At 59.8% G+C, this 17,134-nt stretch carries 16 protein-coding genes; 11 read left to right on the top strand and 5 right to left on the bottom strand.

The annotated features are described in order from the left end of the window. Positions 1-182: 182 nt before the first annotated feature. The 6 genes from tkt to fba all read left to right on the top strand — a co-directional run bounded on the left by tkt (position 183) and on the right by fba (position 6,551). On the top strand, positions 183-2,180 hold the full coding sequence (tkt, locus tag GIW28_RS12250) for a transketolase (RefSeq protein ID WP_138453924.1): 1,998 nt from the start codon (positions 183-185) through the stop codon (positions 2,178-2,180). 138 nt (positions 2,181-2,318) lie between these two features. Next, positions 2,319-3,374 (top strand): erythrose-4-phosphate dehydrogenase, encoded by a 1,056-nt coding sequence (epd, locus tag GIW28_RS12245; protein WP_017139397.1) that lies wholly within the window; start codon positions 2,319-2,321, stop codon positions 3,372-3,374. Positions 3,375-3,391: 17 nt separating this feature from the next. Then, positions 3,392-4,555 carry a phosphoglycerate kinase gene (locus tag GIW28_RS12240; RefSeq protein WP_099550363.1) on the top strand — a complete coding sequence of 388 codons (1,164 nt, stop codon included), beginning with the start codon at positions 3,392-3,394 and terminating at the stop codon, positions 4,553-4,555. Positions 4,556-4,584: 29 nt separating this feature from the next. Beyond that, positions 4,585-4,812, top strand: a complete 228-nt coding sequence (locus GIW28_RS12235; RefSeq protein ID WP_017139395.1) for a hypothetical protein — start codon at positions 4,585-4,587, stop codon at positions 4,810-4,812. Between the two features lie 62 nt (positions 4,813-4,874). Further along, positions 4,875-5,210 (top strand): MliC family protein, encoded by a 336-nt coding sequence (locus GIW28_RS12230; RefSeq protein ID WP_236446076.1) that lies wholly within the window; start codon positions 4,875-4,877, stop codon positions 5,208-5,210. Positions 5,211-5,486: 276 nt separating this feature from the next. After that, positions 5,487-6,551 carry a class II fructose-bisphosphate aldolase gene (gene fba, locus GIW28_RS12225; RefSeq protein WP_003177554.1) on the top strand — a complete coding sequence of 355 codons (1,065 nt, stop codon included), beginning with the start codon at positions 5,487-5,489 and terminating at the stop codon, positions 6,549-6,551. A 60-nt stretch (positions 6,552-6,611) separates the two neighbouring features. On the opposite strand, the gene GIW28_RS12220 is transcribed toward fba, so the two are convergent. Then, the gene (locus tag GIW28_RS12220; RefSeq protein ID WP_017139393.1) at positions 6,612-6,899 is read right to left on the bottom strand and encodes a hypothetical protein; all 288 of its coding nucleotides are present in this window, start codon (positions 6,897-6,899) and stop codon (positions 6,612-6,614) included. Between the two features lie 652 nt (positions 6,900-7,551). Between GIW28_RS12220 and GIW28_RS12215 the strand changes: the two genes are divergently transcribed. Next, positions 7,552-7,953, top strand: coding sequence for a hypothetical protein (locus GIW28_RS12215; protein WP_017139392.1), 402 nt, complete (start codon positions 7,552-7,554; stop codon positions 7,951-7,953). Between the two features lie 43 nt (positions 7,954-7,996). Here GIW28_RS12215 and GIW28_RS12210 read toward each other — a convergent pair whose 3' ends face one another. After that, on the bottom strand, positions 7,997-8,662 hold the full coding sequence (locus GIW28_RS12210) for a polysaccharide lyase family 7 protein (protein ID WP_017139391.1): 666 nt from the start codon (positions 8,660-8,662) through the stop codon (positions 7,997-7,999). Between the two features lie 310 nt (positions 8,663-8,972). On the opposite strand from GIW28_RS12210, the gene GIW28_RS12205 reads away from it, so the two are divergent. The 3 genes from GIW28_RS12205 to GIW28_RS12195 are packed head-to-tail and all read left to right on the top strand — an operon-like array spanning position 8,973 to position 11,937. Next, positions 8,973-11,078, top strand: a complete 2,106-nt coding sequence (locus GIW28_RS12205; RefSeq protein ID WP_169987535.1) for a putative bifunctional diguanylate cyclase/phosphodiesterase — start codon at positions 8,973-8,975, stop codon at positions 11,076-11,078. A gap of 43 nt (positions 11,079-11,121) precedes the next feature. Further along, entirely contained in the window at positions 11,122-11,622 is a 501-nt protein-coding gene (locus GIW28_RS12200) for a M48 metallopeptidase family protein (RefSeq protein ID WP_017139389.1), read from the top strand. An 18-nt stretch (positions 11,623-11,640) separates the two neighbouring features. Continuing rightward, positions 11,641-11,937 carry a winged helix-turn-helix domain-containing protein gene (locus GIW28_RS12195; protein WP_017139388.1) on the top strand — a complete coding sequence of 99 codons (297 nt, stop codon included), beginning with the start codon at positions 11,641-11,643 and terminating at the stop codon, positions 11,935-11,937. 103 nt (positions 11,938-12,040) lie between these two features. Here GIW28_RS12195 and GIW28_RS12190 read toward each other — a convergent pair whose 3' ends face one another. Continuing rightward, complete coding sequence (locus GIW28_RS12190; protein ID WP_017139387.1) at positions 12,041-12,493, bottom strand: GNAT family N-acetyltransferase; 453 nt, start codon at positions 12,491-12,493, stop codon at positions 12,041-12,043. A 198-nt stretch (positions 12,494-12,691) separates the two neighbouring features. Between GIW28_RS12190 and GIW28_RS12185 the strand changes: the two genes are divergently transcribed. After that, positions 12,692-13,429, top strand: a complete 738-nt coding sequence (locus GIW28_RS12185) for a substrate-binding periplasmic protein (protein ID WP_017139386.1) — start codon at positions 12,692-12,694, stop codon at positions 13,427-13,429. Between the two features lie 94 nt (positions 13,430-13,523). Here the strand turns inward: GIW28_RS12185 and yccS are convergent, their stop codons facing one another. Further along, complete coding sequence (yccS, locus tag GIW28_RS12180) at positions 13,524-15,707, bottom strand: YccS family putative transporter (RefSeq protein WP_138451593.1); 2,184 nt, start codon at positions 15,705-15,707, stop codon at positions 13,524-13,526. 232 nt (positions 15,708-15,939) lie between these two features. Continuing rightward, positions 15,940-17,118, bottom strand: a complete 1,179-nt coding sequence (locus GIW28_RS12175) for an NAD(P)/FAD-dependent oxidoreductase (protein ID WP_099550370.1) — start codon at positions 17,116-17,118, stop codon at positions 15,940-15,942. Positions 17,119-17,134: the final 16 nt, after the last annotated feature.

The following is a 17,134-nucleotide window of genomic DNA, read 5'->3' as shown; positions in this document are numbered from 1 at the left end:
TAGTTATAAGCAGCCGCTATAACCTTTAGACGAACCGGTGGGCTGTTTCTGCAAGCCAATGCCGGGTAAACCGCAGGAAAAACACCTACAAGTGACTATCTGTCATTGCCCGCAGGCGGTGGCTGAGGGAAAATGCCGGTCCTTTTTTCCGTTTCTTCTACTCAAACTCCAGGAGATCAGCGATGCCCAGCCGTCGTGAGCGTGCCAACGCCATTCGTGCCCTCAGCATGGATGCCGTGCAAAAAGCCAACAGCGGCCATCCCGGTGCCCCGATGGGCATGGCGGATATCGCCGAGGTACTTTGGCGTGACTACCTGAAGCACAACCCGAGCAACCCGTCGTTCGCTGACCGTGACCGGTTCGTGCTGTCCAACGGCCACGGCTCGATGCTGATCTACTCGCTGCTGCACCTGACCGGCTACGACGTCACCATCGATGACCTCAAGAGCTTCCGCCAGCTGCACAGCCGTACCCCGGGCCACCCGGAATTCGGCTACACCCCAGGCGTCGAGACCACCACTGGCCCGCTGGGCCAGGGCCTGGCCAACGCCGTGGGTTTTGCGCTGGCGGAAAAAGTATTGGGCGCGCAGTTCAACCGCCCTGGCCACAACATTGTCGACCACCACACCTACGTGTTCCTGGGTGATGGCTGCATGATGGAAGGCATTTCCCACGAAGTCGCGTCCCTGGCCGGCACCCTGGGCCTGGGCAAGCTGATTGCCTTCTACGATGACAACGGCATCTCCATCGACGGCGAAGTCGAAGGCTGGTTCACCGACGACACGCCAAAGCGTTTCGAAGCCTACAACTGGCAGGTGATCCGCAACGTTGACGGTCACGATCCGGAAGAGATCAAGACCGCCATCGACACCGCGCGCAAGAGCGAGCAGCCGACCCTGATCTGCTGCAAGACCATCATCGGTTTCGGCTCGCCGAACAAGCAAGGTAAAGAAGACTGCCACGGCGCCCCACTGGGTGACGCGGAAATTGCCTTGGCTCGCGAAGCGCTGAAGTGGAACCATGGCCCGTTCGAAATCCCGGCTGACATCTACGCCGAGTGGAGCGCCAAGGAAAAAGGCCTGGCCGCCGAAGCCGAGTGGGACCAGCGTTTTGCTGCCTACTCCGCCGAATTCCCGGAATTGGCCAACGAACTGGTGCGCCGCCTGGCCGGTGACCTGCCTGCCGACTTCTCGGAAAAAGCCTCGGCCTACATCGCCGAAGTCGCGGCCAAGGGCGAGACCATCGCCAGCCGTAAAGCCAGCCAGAACACCCTGAACGCCTTTGGCCCATTGCTGCCTGAGATCCTCGGCGGTTCGGCTGACCTGGCCGGTTCCAACCTGACCCTGTGGAAAGGTTGCAAAGGTGTCTCGGCCGAAGACGCCAGCGGCAACTACATGTACTACGGCGTGCGCGAGTTCGGCATGAGCGCCATCATGAACGGCGTGTCCCTGCACGGCGGCCTGGTGCCTTACGGCGCGACCTTCCTGATGTTCATGGAATACGCGCGTAATGCGGTACGTATGGCCGCGCTGATGAAGAAGCGGGTGATCCATGTGTACACCCACGACTCCATCGGCCTGGGCGAAGACGGCCCGACGCACCAGCCGGTCGAGCAACTGACCAGCCTGCGTACCACGCCGAACCTGGATTGCTGGCGCCCAGCCGACGCCGTGGAATCGGCCGTGGCCTGGAAGCACGCGATCGAGCGTAAGGACGGCCCTTCGGCGCTGATCTTCTCGCGTCAGAACCTGCAACACCAAGTGCGTACCGACGCGCAGATCGCCAACATCAGCCGTGGCGGTTATGTGCTTAAAGACTGCATCGGCGAGCCGGAACTGATCCTGATCTCCACAGGCTCCGAAGTCGGCCTGACTGTTCAGGCCTACGACAAGCTGACCGCCCAGGGCCGCAATGTTCGCGTTGTGTCCATGCCGTGCACCAGCCTGTTCGAAGCCCAGGATGCCGACTACAAGCAATCGGTATTGCCGTTGCAGGTCAGCGCACGTATCGCCATCGAAGCGGCTCACGCCGACTACTGGTACAAGTACGTGGGCCTGGAAGGCCGCGTGATCGGCATGACCACCTACGGTGAGTCGGCGCCGGCGCCAGCGTTGTTCGAAGAATTCGGTTTCACCCTGGAAAACATCCTGGGTCAGGCTGAAGAGCTGCTGGAAGACTAAGTCAGTCTGCGTTGTCTGTACTGGCGCCATCGCGGGCAAGCCCGCTCCCACATTTGGATTACGGTCTAATGTGGGAGCGGGCTTGCCCGCGATGGCGTCAGAACATTCGACACCGAACTCACCTTGATCGAGAACCCCATGCCTCAACCGCGTCCCTACAAAGTTGCACTCAACGGCTACGGCCGCATTGGTCGTTGCGTCTTGCGTGCTCTGTTCGAGCGAGGGGCGGCGGCCGGGTTTGAAATTGTGGCGATCAACGATTTGGCTGACATGGCCAGCATCGAATACCTGACACGCTTTGACTCCACCCACGGCCGCTTCCCCGGCGAAGTGCGGGTCGAGGGCGATTGTCTGCATATTAATGGCACCTGCGTGAAGGTCTTGCGCAGTGCCACCCCCGAAGGCATCGACTGGAAAGCACTGGGCGTTGACCTGGTGCTGGAATGTTCCGGTGTCTATCACACCCGTGCCGATGGCCAGCGTTTTCTCGACGCCGGCGCACCGCGTGTGCTGTTTTCCCAGCCGATGGCCAGCGAGGCGGATGTGGACGCCACCATCGTCTACGGTATCAACCAGGATTGCCTGACCGGCGATGAACTGCTGGTGTCCAACGCCTCCTGCACCACCAACTGCAGCGTGCCGCTGTTGCGCCTGCTGGATCAGGCGATCGGTATCGATTATGTGTCGATCACCACGATTCACTCGGCGATGAACGACCAGCCGGTGATCGACGCCTATCATCATGAAGACCTGCGCCGCACGCGCTCGGCGTTCCAGTCGGTGATTCCGGTGTCTACCGGCCTGGCCCGTGGCATCGAGCGACTGTTGCCGGAACTTGCCGGGCGAATCCAGGCCAAAGCCGTACGGGTGCCGACGGTGAATGTGTCCTGTCTGGACATCACCATGCAAACCGTCAGCGACACTGACGCGACGGAGGTCAACCGGATCTTGCGCGACGCCGCCACCAGCGGCCCGCTCAAAGGCCTGCTGGCCTACACCGAGTTGCCGCACGCCAGTTGTGATTTCAACCATGACCCGCATTCGGCGATTGTCGATGCCAGCCAGACCCGTGTTTCCGGCCCCAGGCTGGTGAACATCCTGGCGTGGTTCGACAACGAATGGGGTTTTGCCAACCGCATGCTGGATGTGGCAGAGCACTATCTGCACATCGCTTCTAAACAACCTCAACAGTAATTCAGGAACTGCGACCCATGACCGTGTTGAAGATGACCGACCTCGATCTGCAAGGTAAGCGCGTACTGATTCGCGAAGACCTCAACGTCCCAGTCAAGGACGGTGTTGTCACCAGCGATGCGCGAATCCTGGCCTCGCTGCCGACCATCAAGCTGGCCCTGGAAAAAGGCGCGGCCGTGATGGTCTGCTCCCACCTGGGTCGCCCGACCGAAGGTGAGTTCAGCGCCGAAAACAGCCTCAAGCCTGTAGCCGACTACCTGAGCAAGGCCCTGGGCCGCGACGTGCCGCTGGTAGCCGACTACCTGGGCGGCGTCTCTGTTGCGCCTGGTGATATCGTGCTGTTCGAAAACGTGCGCTTTAACAAAGGCGAGAAAAAGAACAGCGACGAACTGGCCCAGCAATACGCGGCCCTGTGCGACGTGTTTGTGATGGACGCTTTCGGCACCGCGCACCGCGCCGAAGGCTCGACCCACGGCGTGGCCAAGTTCGCTAAAGTTGCCGCGGCTGGCCCATTGCTGGCTGCTGAGCTGGATGCATTGGGCAAGGCGCTGGGTGCTCCGGCACAACCGATGGCTGCCATCGTGGCCGGCTCCAAAGTGTCGACCAAGCTGGACGTGCTCAACAGCCTCAGCCAGATCTGCAACCAGCTGATCGTCGGCGGCGGCATCGCCAACACCTTCCTGGCCGCAGCCGGGCACCCGGTGGGCAAATCGCTGTATGAGCCAGACCTGCTCGACACTGCCCGCGCCATCGCCGCCAAAGTCAGCGTGCCGCTGCCGGTGGACGTGGTGGTTGCCAAGGAATTCGCGGAAAGCGCCGAAGCCACCGTCAAGCTGATTGCTGACGTGGCGGCTGACGACATGATCCTGGATATCGGCCCACAAACGGCGGCTAACTTTGCGCAACTGCTGAAAGCCTCCCAGACCATTCTGTGGAACGGCCCGGTTGGCGTGTTTGAGTTCGACCAGTTCGGCAACGGCACTAAAGTGCTGGCCAAGGCGATTGCCGAAAGCTCGGCATTCTCCATCGCCGGCGGCGGTGACACCCTGGCCGCCATCGATAAATATGGCGTTGCTGACCAGATCTCCTACATTTCTACCGGTGGCGGCGCATTCCTCGAATTCGTCGAAGGCAAAGTGTTGCCGGCCGTTGAAGTGCTGGAAACCCGAGCCAAAGGTTAAGGCTCGTGATCCGGAAAAGGAGCATTCCCATGATCAAGTCGTTGGCACTGGTGATCGCAGCGGGCCTGTTGGCCGGCTGCGGCAGCACGCCAAGCGCTGTGCCCGAGGCCGAAGCGCCTGGGGCTGCGCCGAAAAAAAGCTGCTACCAGGCCGATTGGCAGGCCGAAACCATGCCGGTGATCAACAAGCGCATCGGCAATGAACGGCTGGAACAATACGACGCCGCGCCCAACGGTCAGGAACAGGGTTGCCCATGACGGGTCTGATCAACTAACCGACAGCAGTGGCGGCCCTTGGGGTCGTCGTTCGAGGAGTGGCAATGAAAGGCGTTTTCGCCCTCGCAGCCCTGGCCTTGTTGGCCGGTTGCAGCAGCATGAACATGTTCAACAAGGCGCCAGAGCTGGCAGACAAATGGACCACCTGGACCTGCGACAGCAAGGCCGAGGTCAACTGGCGCTTTACCAATGCGGCCCGTTCCGAAGTGGATGTACGCCTCGGTGGTTCGGACCAGGTTTATCGCCTTAAACAAGAGGTTGCCGCCTCGGGCGTGCTGTACAGCGACGGCCAGCTGGCGTTTCACACAAAAGGTGAGGAAGGCCTGGTTTACTGGGTCGCCACCGATGATTTGATTGGGCGTGGCTGTAAGGCCCAGTAAGAACACGGTCTCAAAATAGATGAGATCAAAATGTGGGAGCTGGCTTGCCTGCGATTGCGGTGGGTCAGCAAAACAAATGTTGTCTGATCTGCCCCCATCGCAGGCAAGCCAGCTCCCACATTGATCCGGTTCCAAAGTCACTTATGTGCGAACCGGACACTGCAATAACGATTCAGCAGCTCAAGCTTAACCCCTTGATCTGCAATAACTTGAATAGCAGCCGCCGCTACGGCAGGCTTGCACGATTAACGACCCTCGACCGGGAGAGACAACACAATGGCACTTATCAGCATGCGTCAAATGCTGGACCACGCAGCCGAGTTCGGCTACGGCGTCCCAGCCTTTAACGTCAACAACCTTGAGCAGATGCGCGCCATCATGGAAGCCGCTGACAAGACCGACTCCCCCGTGATCGTCCAGGCTTCGGCCGGTGCGCGCAAATACGCCGGCGCCCCGTTCCTGCGTCACCTGATCCTCGCCGCTATCGAAGAATTCCCGCACATCCCGGTGTGCATGCACCAGGACCACGGCACCAGCCCTGACGTGTGCCAGCGCTCAATCCAACTGGGTTTCAGCTCGGTAATGATGGACGGCTCCCTGGGCGAAGACGGCAAGACCCCAACCGACTACGAGTACAACGTGCGCGTAACCCAGCAAACCGTGGCCATGGCTCACGCCTGTGGGGTGTCGGTTGAGGGCGAGCTGGGCTGCCTGGGTTCCCTGGAAACCGGTATGGCCGGCGAAGAAGACGGCATCGGCGCCGAAGGCGTGCTGGATCACAGCCAGATGCTGACCGACCCGGAAGAAGCCGCTGACTTCGTGAAAAAGACCCAAGTGGACGCCCTGGCCATCGCCATCGGCACCAGCCACGGCGCCTACAAGTTCACCAAGCCGCCTACCGGTGACGTGCTGGCTATCGACCGCATCAAGGAAATCCACAAACGCATCCCTAACACCCACCTGGTGATGCACGGCTCTTCCTCGGTCCCGCAAGAATGGTTGGCGATCATCAACCAGTACGGCGGCGACATCAAAGAAACCTACGGCGTGCCGGTTGAAGAAATCGTCGAAGGCATCAAGTACGGCGTGCGCAAGGTCAACATCGACACCGACCTGCGCCTGGCGTCCACCGGCGCAATGCGTCGCCTGATGGCTACCAACCCGAGCGAATTTGACCCACGTAAATTCTTCGGCGCTACCGTAACGGCCATGCGTGATGTATGTATCGCTCGCTACGAAGCGTTTGGTACTGCCGGTAATGCTTCGAAGATCAAGCCGATCTCGTTGGAAGCGATGTACCAGCGTTACCTGAAAGGTGAGTTGAACGCCAAGGTGAACTGAGCCTTAAGCGTTTAAAAAGAAGCCCGCAGCGATGCGGGCTTTTTTGTGGCCGGGATTTGATCAGGCAGCGGTATCGAAACCTCGGTGCTCAATGACGCGGAACACGTCGCTCACGTCCTGCACCAGAATACGTGCGGTATTGGCCACGTTATTCAGGTCGCGCTCGGCGAAGTCCGGGAGGCTGGAGCAGGCCATCAGGTTGAGGTGTTCGAGGGCGGCGTTGAGGCGTTCGCGCAGGCAGGCGTGGAGGTCGGGCAGTGGGGCGGCGCTGTCGATCAAGAGCACGGGTGAATCGGTGGCGGATTCGGTGCAGGGGTAGAAGCGGCGGGGCGGTAATGGGTCGGTCATGGTGAATCCTTAACTCAAAAGAAGAATGACCACCGTTTGCTGCGAAACAAATTAGGTGGCAGCTGTACGCGGGTTCGCAGACCGAGGAGTTAAGACCCGGCAGACCCGAAGGTCTCCCACGCACAGCCGCCATAACAAGGACGGCCGTCGGCGGAGCGCCGGGGCCGTTTGTGACGGGTGCAGTATTAACTCGGTAGGGCTGCGAAACCCTATCGCTGTTCTCAGCGACGGGGCGAACTATAAGCGGCGATCTGTCCGCCCGCAACGGTCGTGTAGGACCAACCTCGATCCCCGAACCGATGGAGATCCAATGTGGGAGCCGGGCTTGCCCGCGATGGCGGTGTGTCAGGCACTGCTGATGGTGGCTGATACACCGCCATCGCGGGCAAGCCCGGCTCCCACAGGGTTCGGTGGTGTGTTTAAGAGGTCGGAGTAATCAGGGAATAGTCTTGGTGTTTGTCGGAGTTTGCCTACGAATAGTGGCGACTCAACAGTTGTTTGCGATCGGAAGCATCCTAAAGCCGGTCAGTAGAACGCACAGTGTCTTGATGGTTTTTCTGTTTTATTTGTACACCATTGAAAGTGCGCTTTTATCGCCTTCGAATCATTTAAGGTTGGGCTTTGAAATGTATTCGATGAGAGAGAAGTGATAATGAACTTTATTAAAGTTGCTGGCATTTTCATAGCGTTGATGGCAGTGGGCTCTGCTGCGTCGGTCTATGGGAAAGGCAGGGTATATACAGCGTCTGTTGACGATAAGGGAACGGTCTATGCGCAATCGCCCACGTGGATTAAAGAAGTAAAATTGACTGCGCAACCTGACTACTTTTCAGAGTATAAAGTTAGATTCGTGCCCGGTGTTTTTAAAGAGGTGCCGAGCTTCTGTACGGTGTCGGTGACGGATGTGTACTCTAATGAACGTATCTTCTATGGTCACGCCAAGTTGGGTGGGCTGCCGGCGATCAATTACATTAATGTATTGACACTCATGGTGGGTGATAACAAACCCGCCGGCGATTCTTCAATGGGCTTTATGCTGATGTGCGTTGATTAAACCCACTAAGAGGCCCCGTTACTAACGGGGCTTCTTTCACGCTCTACTCGTGATCAATATCTAACTTGGCAAACGTCACCCGTGCGCCTTCCTTGCTGTCGCCGCTGTTGTCCTGCACATACACCCCTGCCTTGAAGTACAGCGGTTTCGCACCCCACGCGGCGCCTATGCGCTCGTTCCATTCGCCATCTGCGGCATACACATTGAGCAGCCCGGCTTTATTGAGGTTGATCACGTAGGTAAAGCTTTTGTTGAGTGGCACATTGGAGGCGACGGTGACCACGCGCCCCTCACCATCATCCGGGCGCATGCGCACCTTGGCGACGATGTTGCCGGTCTGGGTTTTTTCCTTGAATTGATACTCCAGTTTGATCAGCGGTTTCTGGCTGTCATACGCGTGGATCTGGCCGATGACCACTTTGCCGCTGGAGGGCACCTGGTTGACGGCCACGGTGGCGCGCAGGAAGTTGTTGGCTTCGTTGTAAGTCCAGTTGCGCAGGCGCCCATCGGCGTAGGTTTCGCGTAACTCGCTGCGTGGGTAGATGGCGTTTTCGGTGCGGGTGCCGGTCACGGGTGTCCAGAATTGCACGTTGCTGCCTTCGGCCTGGAAGTACTGGTCCTTGAAGCCGCTCAGCAGCTTGGGGGTGTCGATGGTCGTGGGCGGGGAGCCGACCGGGATGCTGAGGTTCCAGGTGGAAAGGTCGATCATGGTGTTGGCCTTTTACAGAGGGTGAAGGCTTTAGCCCGAGGGCTGTACAGGTTCTTTATAGGCGGTGGTTGTCCGGTTGTTAAACAGTTTGTGGCAAATTATTGGCGTCAGCTAAATGCCAAAAAGCCATGTTTCCCACAGGCCGTGGGCTGTAGGGCTTGACCGTTAGTCGGCTTCCTGAGCTTTGGCGCAATGATGGCATCCACGTCACTTCTGCTTTTTTTAAAGCGGGGCTAGAGTGAGCCCTCAGTGTTTGTCCGGTTTTTGTAGCAGAAGTGACCGGTGCAGCCCCTCAAGGAAGAGACGTAGCATGGATTGCGCTCCACACCCCGGCGATGGCAGTTCGGTTCTTTTGGTCGTCGATGACTACCCGGAAAACCTCATCAGCATGCGTGCGCTTTTGCAGCGTGAAGACTGGCACGTGATCACGGCCGCTTCCGGGCTGGAAGCCTTGGAGTTGCTGCTTGCCCACGAGGTCGACCTGGTCTTGCTGGATGTACGCATGCCCGGCATGGATGGCTTTGAAGTCGCACGCCTGATGCGTGGCAGCCAGCGCACACGCATGACGCCGATTATCTTTCTCACGGCCCACGCCCAATCGTCCGCCGCTGTGCAGGAAGGCTATGCCAGCGGCGCAATCGACTATCTGTTCAAACCCTTTGACCCGCATGTCCTCAAGCCCAAGGTTCAGGCTCTGCTGGAGCAGCAGCGCAACCGCCGTGCCTTGCAGCGCCTGAGCCACGACCTGGAGTTGGCGCGTGCCTTCAACGCCTCGGTGCTCGACAACGCCGCCGAAGGCCTGTTGGTGGTGGGCGAGGGCAGTGTGATCGAGTACGCCAACCCGGCTATTTCACGCTTGCTGAACGCCACCATGGCCGAGTTGCAGGGCGAGAGCTTCTTGAGTTTCCTGCAAAAGCCCCATGTGCCCGCGTGGTTGAGTTTCCCGATGTACGAGGCATACCGCCGGGGTGAAACGTGGCGTCAGCACGACGCGATTTTGCGCACCGGCCGTGGTCAGCAGGTGCCCGTGGCGTTGTCCTGTGCACCGCTGCCCGCCGAGCAGAAGGCCATGGTGGTGACCGTGCTGGACATGTCCGAGGTACGCCATCTGCACCAGCAGTTGGAGTTCCAGGCCGTGACCGATCCGTTGACGGGGCTGTTGAACCGGCGCGGCTTTCACCAGGCGGTGGAGAACATCTTGCTGCGCAGCGAGCGTAACGAGCAGTCGCTGGTGTTGCTGTATCTGGACCTGGACGGTTTCAAACGGGTCAATGACTCGTTGGGCCACGACGCGGGTGACCGCGTGCTGCGCTGGGTCTCGGAGCAGATGCAGGCCTGCTTGCGCTCCTGCGACATTCTCGGGCGTATGGGCGGGGATGAGTTCACCGCATTGCTGGAGTTGGAGTGCCCGGAGCAGGCCGCCAAGATTTCGGAAAAACTGATCGAAAGAGTGTCTGTGTGCCAGCAAGTGGACGGTTTGGAGGTGATGCTCGGCGTCAGCATCGGCATCGCGACGTTCCCGGACTGCGGCTCCGACCTGAGCGGCCTGTTGCGTGCGGCGGATATCGCCATGTACGAAGCCAAGCGCGCGGGCCGTCAGCAATATCGCTATTACGATCAGGAAATGAACGGCCGCGCCCGTTCGCGGTTGATGCTGGAAGACAGCGTGCGCACCGCGATTCACAACAAGGACTTCACCCTGGTCTACCAGCCCCAGGTCTCGTTGGAAGACGGGCGCTTGCGCGGTGTCGAGGCGCTGCTGCGCTGGCAGCACCCCAGCGTCGGCGATGTGCCGCCGGGCTTATTCTTGCCGCTGCTTGAAGAGGCGCGGCTGATCAGCCAGTTGAGCGCCTGGATCTACCAGCAAGTCGCTGCCCAGCGCCAAGCCTGGCAAGCCACCTTCGATCAAGAGTTGGTGCTGAGCGTGAGCTTGAGTGCCAGCCAGTTCAATATGCCCAACCTCGCCAGCCAACTGCAGCAGGTCCTTGAACGACATGGGTTGCAGGGGCGCCAGCTGGAGGTGGAAATCAGCGAAGACAGCCTGATGAGTAACCTGGAAGAGACCCATAAGCAGCTTAAGTTATTGCGCCAGATTGGCGTGCGCATTGCCTTGGATGACTTCGGCCTGGGCCAATGCTCCCTGGCCCACCTTCGGGACCTGGAGTTCGATACGCTCAAGCTCGACCCGCAACTGGTGGCGCGCCTGCCAGGCTCGGTACGGGACGCGGCAATGGCGCGCAGTATCATCCAGTTATGCGCACATTTTGAGGTGTTGGTGATCGCCGAGGGTGTGGAAACCCTCGAGCAGTCAACGTGGCTCAAGGCCAATGGCTGCGCATTTATTCAGGGGCCGTTGGCTGCCCAACCGTTGGTGGCGGAGGAAGTGGCTGCCTGGTCCCACCCTCGTCTGCTGTGAATTCGCTACACTGGCGGCCATTCGAACCGTGTTGCAGAGCCCCATGACCGCGCTGAAATACCTCCAGGCCTACCCCGCAGCGCTCCAGGAGCAAGTGCGCCAATTGATCGCCAAGGACCAATTGGGCGCCTACCTGGAGCAACGCTACCCCGAGCGCCACGGCGTGCAGAGCGACAAGGCGTTGTACAGCTATGCCCTGGCGTTGAAGCAGGAACACCTGCGCAACGCGCCGGCCATCGACAAAGTGCTGTTCGACAACCGCCTGGACCTCACCCACCGCGCCCTGGGCCTGCACACCACGATTTCACGGGTGCAGGGCGGCAACCTCAAAGCCAAGAAAGAAATCCGCATTGCGGCGCTGTTCAAGGAAGCCGCACCGGAGTTTCTGCGCATGATCGTGGTGCACGAGCTGGCGCACTTCAAGGAATCGGACCACAACAAGGCGTTCTATAAACTCTGTGAGTACATGATGCCGGGCTACCATCAGGTGGAGTTCGACCTGCGGGTGTACCTCACGTATCGCGACTTGCAGGGCAAGCCCTAACTTCAAAAGGCGTCGAGCATGGATGTGAGCAAGACCAAAAGCAGTTTCTACCGCCGCCTGTATGTGGCCTACCTGATCGACAGCGGCCAGGCCAGCAGCGTGCCGGCACTCACCGACGCCACCGGGATGCCACGGCGCACGGCGCAGGACACGATTGCGGCGTTGGCTGATCTGGATATTGTGTGTGAGTTTGAGCAGGAGGATGGCGCGCGCAATCATGCCGGGCGTTATCGGATTCGTAGCTGGGGCGCGATTGATCGGCGCTGGATCGAGGCGAACCTTGCGGCGGTCAAGCAGGTGCTGGGTTATCCCTGAACCGGGTGCTTGCAGCTCTGGCCTCATCGCAGGCAAGCCAGCTCCCACACTTGAAGTATTCGCAATTCAACGTGTGGGAGCTGGCTTGCCTGCGATGGCGTCCTTACTGGCGCCGCATACCAATATGGGGAATGTCATCCTCCAGGTATTCCTCACCCGCCACTTCAAACCCATACTTGCCGTAATACCCTTGCAAATGCGCCTGGGCTGACAGATAGATCGGCGTCTGCGGCCAGATGTCTTCAATGCGCTTGAGGGCTTCTTCCATCATCTGGTGCCCCAGCCCGGTACCGCGTGCCACCGGCGCGACGATCACCCGGCCAATCACCACATCACCGCCCTGGGATTCCGGGTCCAGCAGGCGCAGGTAGGCCACCAGCACGTCATCTTGCCAGGCCATCAAGTGGTGGGTATCGCCCGAAAGATCCTGCCCGTCGAGGTCTTGATAAACGCATTTTTGCTCGACGACAAACACCTCATTGCGCAGACGCATAATGGTGTACAGCTGCTCTTTGCCGAGGTCTTCGTGATGTTTGCAGACCCATTCAACCGTCATGGCGTTTTCCCTTATTAATGTCTGTGGCCGATAGTAAGCGCCGCCGCACGTCCTGTCTAAATTGAGCATTTTTGTGAATGGCGTCAATTTGCCATCATTCAGTCCGATCGCCACAGGCTTCTTTGTGTAATCTGCAATACAGGCTCATTGATGAGCTACTGTTATCAGGCCAATGCCTGCCCGCCAAGGACTTTGAGCATGCCGCGATTTTCTCGTGCCGTTGCTTTAATAGGAGTGTTGCTGCTGGCTCAGCCGGCGGTGGCGCAGCGCCTGCGACTGGTAGCGGATGTATGGCCACCGTTTACCGATTCGACCTTGATCAACGGCGGCCTGGCCACTGATATTGTCAGTACGGCGCTGGCCCGAGCAGGCTATGCCAGTGATTTCGAACAAGTGCCATGGGCGCGGGCGCTGATGGGCGTGGGCGATGGCCGTTATGACGTGTTGATCAACGCCTGGTACGACGATGCCCGCACCAAGCTGGGCCAGTTTTCCGGCGAATACCTGATGAATCGCGTGCGGTTTATCAAGCGCCGCGACGACCCCATCGATTATCAGAACCTGGAGCAACTGCACGACGATCCCATCGCCGTGGTGCGCGGCTACGCCTATTCGGCGGCGTTCGACCAGGATGCGCAGTTGCAGAAAGTGCCGGTGCATAACTTCGCCATGGCGGTGCGTATGCTCGCGGCCAAACGCGTCAAGCTGACGCTGGAAGATGAGTTTGTGGCCCGCTATTACCTGGCGCGGGAGTCGCCACGGGTGCGCAACGCGGTGGAGTTTTTACCCAAGCCGTTGAGCGAGAACAGCCTGCATATTCTGGTGAGCCTGAAGAACCCGGAGCATGAACAGATCGTGGCCAGCTTTGATCGGGAGATTGCGCGGATGAAGGCAGATGGCAGTTATGCGCGGTTGATGAAGGAGCATGGGATGTAGTGTTTCTGCTGGCCCCATCGCAGGCAAGCCAGCTCCCACATTTTGAATGGCGAACACCTTCAAAGGTGGGAGCCGGCTTGCCTGCGATGGCGGTCTACGCTGCGCTGGTATCTTTGATCAAATGCGCCGCCAACGTGCGCAACGGCCCCAACTGCCGGCAAATCAACGCCAGTTGCGTCTGCACCAGCCGCTGCCCTTCATCGATCTCATCGGGCATCTGCTCCAGGTCCGCCGCCAACGCTTCCTCGGCATCACTCTGAATCGCGATGGGCTGCTTGTTGGCCAGCCCCGTGGCGATTTCGTCGATACTCGCCGCCAGGCTGTTACCGGCGCCGTCGATCAGATGTTCACGCACGTCGGCCGGTAATTGAGTCTCCCGATGCGCACCCAGCCCGGAAAGGTAACTGAGCAAGGTGTGCGACAGCACCAGAAAGCGGAAGCCCACATCGGCTTCCTTACGGAAATGCCCAGGTTCCATGAGCATATTCGCCAGCGTGGTCGACAGCGCCGCGTCGGCGTTGTGCGCATTGCGCCGCGCCAGCCGGTAGGCCAGGTCGTCGCGCTTGCCGGCGGCGTATTGCTGCATGATCTGGCGCAGGTAAATGCTGTTGCAGGTCAGGGTGTTGGCCAGCACTTTGTTCAGGCGCCGACCTTGCCAGTCCGGCAGGAACAGGAACACCGCCAGGCCTGCAATCAAGCTGCCCAGCAAGGTATCGAACAGGCGTGGCAGGAACAGCCCGTAACCGTCGCCCACCTGGTTGAAGCAGAACAGCACCATCAGGGTGATCGCCGCCGTGGCCAGGGTGTAGCGGGTGGTGCGGTTGATAAAGAACACCAGGCCTGCGGCGATGGCGAACATCGACTGCACCAAAGGGTTTGGGAACAGATCAAACAGCGCCCAGGCCACGGTCAGGCCGATGGCGGTGCCGATGATCCGCTGGCCCAGCTTGCGCCGCGTGGCGCCGTAGTTGGGTTGGCACACGAACAGGGTGGTGAGGATGATCCAGTAGCCTTGGGACGGGTGGATCAAGTGCACCATCCAATAGCCGATACTCAGTGCCAGCGGCAGGCGCAGGGCGTGACGGAACAGCAGTGACGTCGGCGTCAGTTGCGTGCGCAGGCGTGTCCACATTTCCTTGAGGTTGCGCGGGGCACGGTCCAGCAGGCTGCTGTCGGTGGCGTCGGCCAGGGAGTCGGGGTTGCTGGCATCGCCGAGCAGGCGGTCGAGGGTGGACAGGTTGGCGGCCAACGCACGCAACGAGCGCAACAGGCCACGCCAGGCCGGGTTGCTCTGGATGCGCAGGTGTTCCAGGGAGGCGTTCAGGTCGCCCAGGGCTTCAGCGAAGCTGTCGTCATAAATGAACGGCTGGCGCAGCTGGATCGATTCGGCCAGGGCCTGGCAGGCCTTGCCTTGCTGGCGCAACAGGCGCTGGCAGCGGAACAGCACGTCGCTGTGGAAGAAGGCTTCAGCCAGGGCGTTGTAAGGGTAGTGGGACGAGCTGGCGCGTTCGTGGATATCCTGGGCCAGAAAGTACAGCTTCAGGTAACGGCTGACTTTTGAGCCGGGGCGGCCATTGCCTACGCGGTGCAGGATGATTTCTTTCGCGGCATTCAGCGCCGCCACCACCCGGCCGTTTTGCTGGGCCAGTTCCAGGCGGCGCGCTTCCACATCCAGTTGGCGGATCGGCTCGAACAGCGACGATTTAAGCTTGAGGTAACGCCCCAGCTCCCGAAACAACCGCGCCAGGCTTTGCTGCACCGGCTGGTTGGAAAACAGCGCCTGCCACAGCACCGACAGCGCGCCATACCACGCGGCGCCGGCCACCAGCAGCAACGGCTCGTGCCAGAAGTCGGTGACGGCGCCACCGCGCTGGTCCACGCCGATCATGGTGTACACCGACAGAATCAACGTCGCTGAAGCAATCGCGCCATACCGTTCGCCCAACGCGCCGAGCATGGTCAGGCAGAAGCTGGCCAGGGCCAGGGCGATGGCGAAGATCCACGGATAAGGGAACAGCAGTTCAACCGACAGCGCGGCAACACTGAAACACACCAGCGTTACCGCCAACGCATTCAGGCGGCCCTGCCAACTGTCATCGGTCTCGGCCAGGGCGCTGGCGATAATCCCCAGGAACAGCGGGATCAGCAGGGTCATTTCGTTTTGATACCAGCACAGCGCCATGCTGCCGGTGAGGGCGATGAATACCCGAACGCTGTAACTGAATTTATCCAGCGCCCACAGGCGCCGCATGGACTGCTTGAACGAGGTCGATGACATGAAGTCTGGAGTCTTCCGGGACGATGCCGCTAAATTGAGCCAGTAATGACGCCACGGCAAGCGTGGCGATCACATGTAACAGCAAAATTTATTCCAGCCAACATCCTAAGAACACCACGAAACTACTGTGGGAGCTGGCTTGCCTGCGATAGCGGCGGTGAATCCAACACCGCTATCGCAGCGGTGCGACGATTCGACGAGCCAGCTCCCACCTGTTGACTGTGTACATTCTTCAGGCGTATTGGGCGGCTGCGTAACCGGAAGCCCATGCCCACTGGAAGTTGAACCCACCCAGGTGACCGGTCACATCCAGCACTTCACCGATAAAGTACAAGCCCGGGCTTTTCAGCGACTCCATGGTCTTGGACGACACTTCCCGCGTGTCCACGCCACCCAGCGTCACCTCGGCCGTGCGATAGCCTTCGGTGCCCGCCGGTACCAACTGCCAGCTCGACAGCTTTTGCGCGATGTCGGCCACTTCGGCATGGGTGTATTGCTTCATCGGCTTGGACACAAACCAGATCTGCGCCAACAGATTGGCCATCTTCTTGGTGAAGATCTCACCCAGCAGGGTTTTCAGCTCGCTGTTGGGGTGCTCGACCTGTTGCTGTTGCAGCCAGGTGTGCGCGTCGTGGTCGGGCAGCAGGTTGATTTCAACCGTGTCACCGGTCTCCCAGTAGGAAGAGATCTGCAAAATCGCCGGGCCACTGAGGCCACGGTGGGTAAACAAGATGTTCTCGCGAAAGCTCTGGTCGTTGCAGCTCACCAGGCAATCCACGGACGTACCGGACAACTCGCCGCACAACTCCTTGAGCTGGTCGGTGATGGTGAACGGCACCAAGCCTGCGCGGGTCGGCAGCAGTTCGTGGCCAAACTGCTTGGCCACCTGGTAACCAAAACCGGTGGCGCCCAGGGTCGGAATCGACAGGCCGCCGGTGGCGATCACCAGGGATTCGCAGCGCAGTTCGCCCAAGGTGGTTTGCAGTTGATAGCCGCCGTCGACTTTGGCAATTTCCTCGATGGAGGTGTCCAGGTGCAGGCTCACGCCGGTCTGGATGCACTCATCGAGCAGCATGCCGAGGATGTCGCTGGACTTGTTATCGCAGAACAGCTGGCCGAGCTTTTTCTCGTGGTACGGCACGCCGTGCTTGGCCACCAGCCCGATGAAATCCCACTGGGTGTAGCGGGCCAGGGCCGACTTGCAGAAATGCGCGTTGTGCGAGAGGAAGTTGGCCGGCTCGGTGTACATGTTGGTGAAATTACAGCGGCCACCGCCGGACATCAGGATCTTTTTGCCGGCCTTGTTGGCGTGGTCGATCAGCATCACCTTGCGCCCACGCCCGGCGGCGGTCAGCGCGCACATCAAGCCTGCGGCGCCGGCGCCAATGATCACAACTTCGGTCGAGCGCAAAACAGTTTCCTCATGT

The organism is Pseudomonas sp. PA-5-4B, from assembly GCF_021606215.1.
GTDB classification, from domain to species: domain Bacteria; phylum Pseudomonadota; class Gammaproteobacteria; order Pseudomonadales; family Pseudomonadaceae; genus Aquipseudomonas; species Aquipseudomonas edaphica.
The sequence above is the reverse complement of the archived record's forward strand: the minus strand, read 5'-3'. Positions and strand labels throughout refer to the sequence as shown.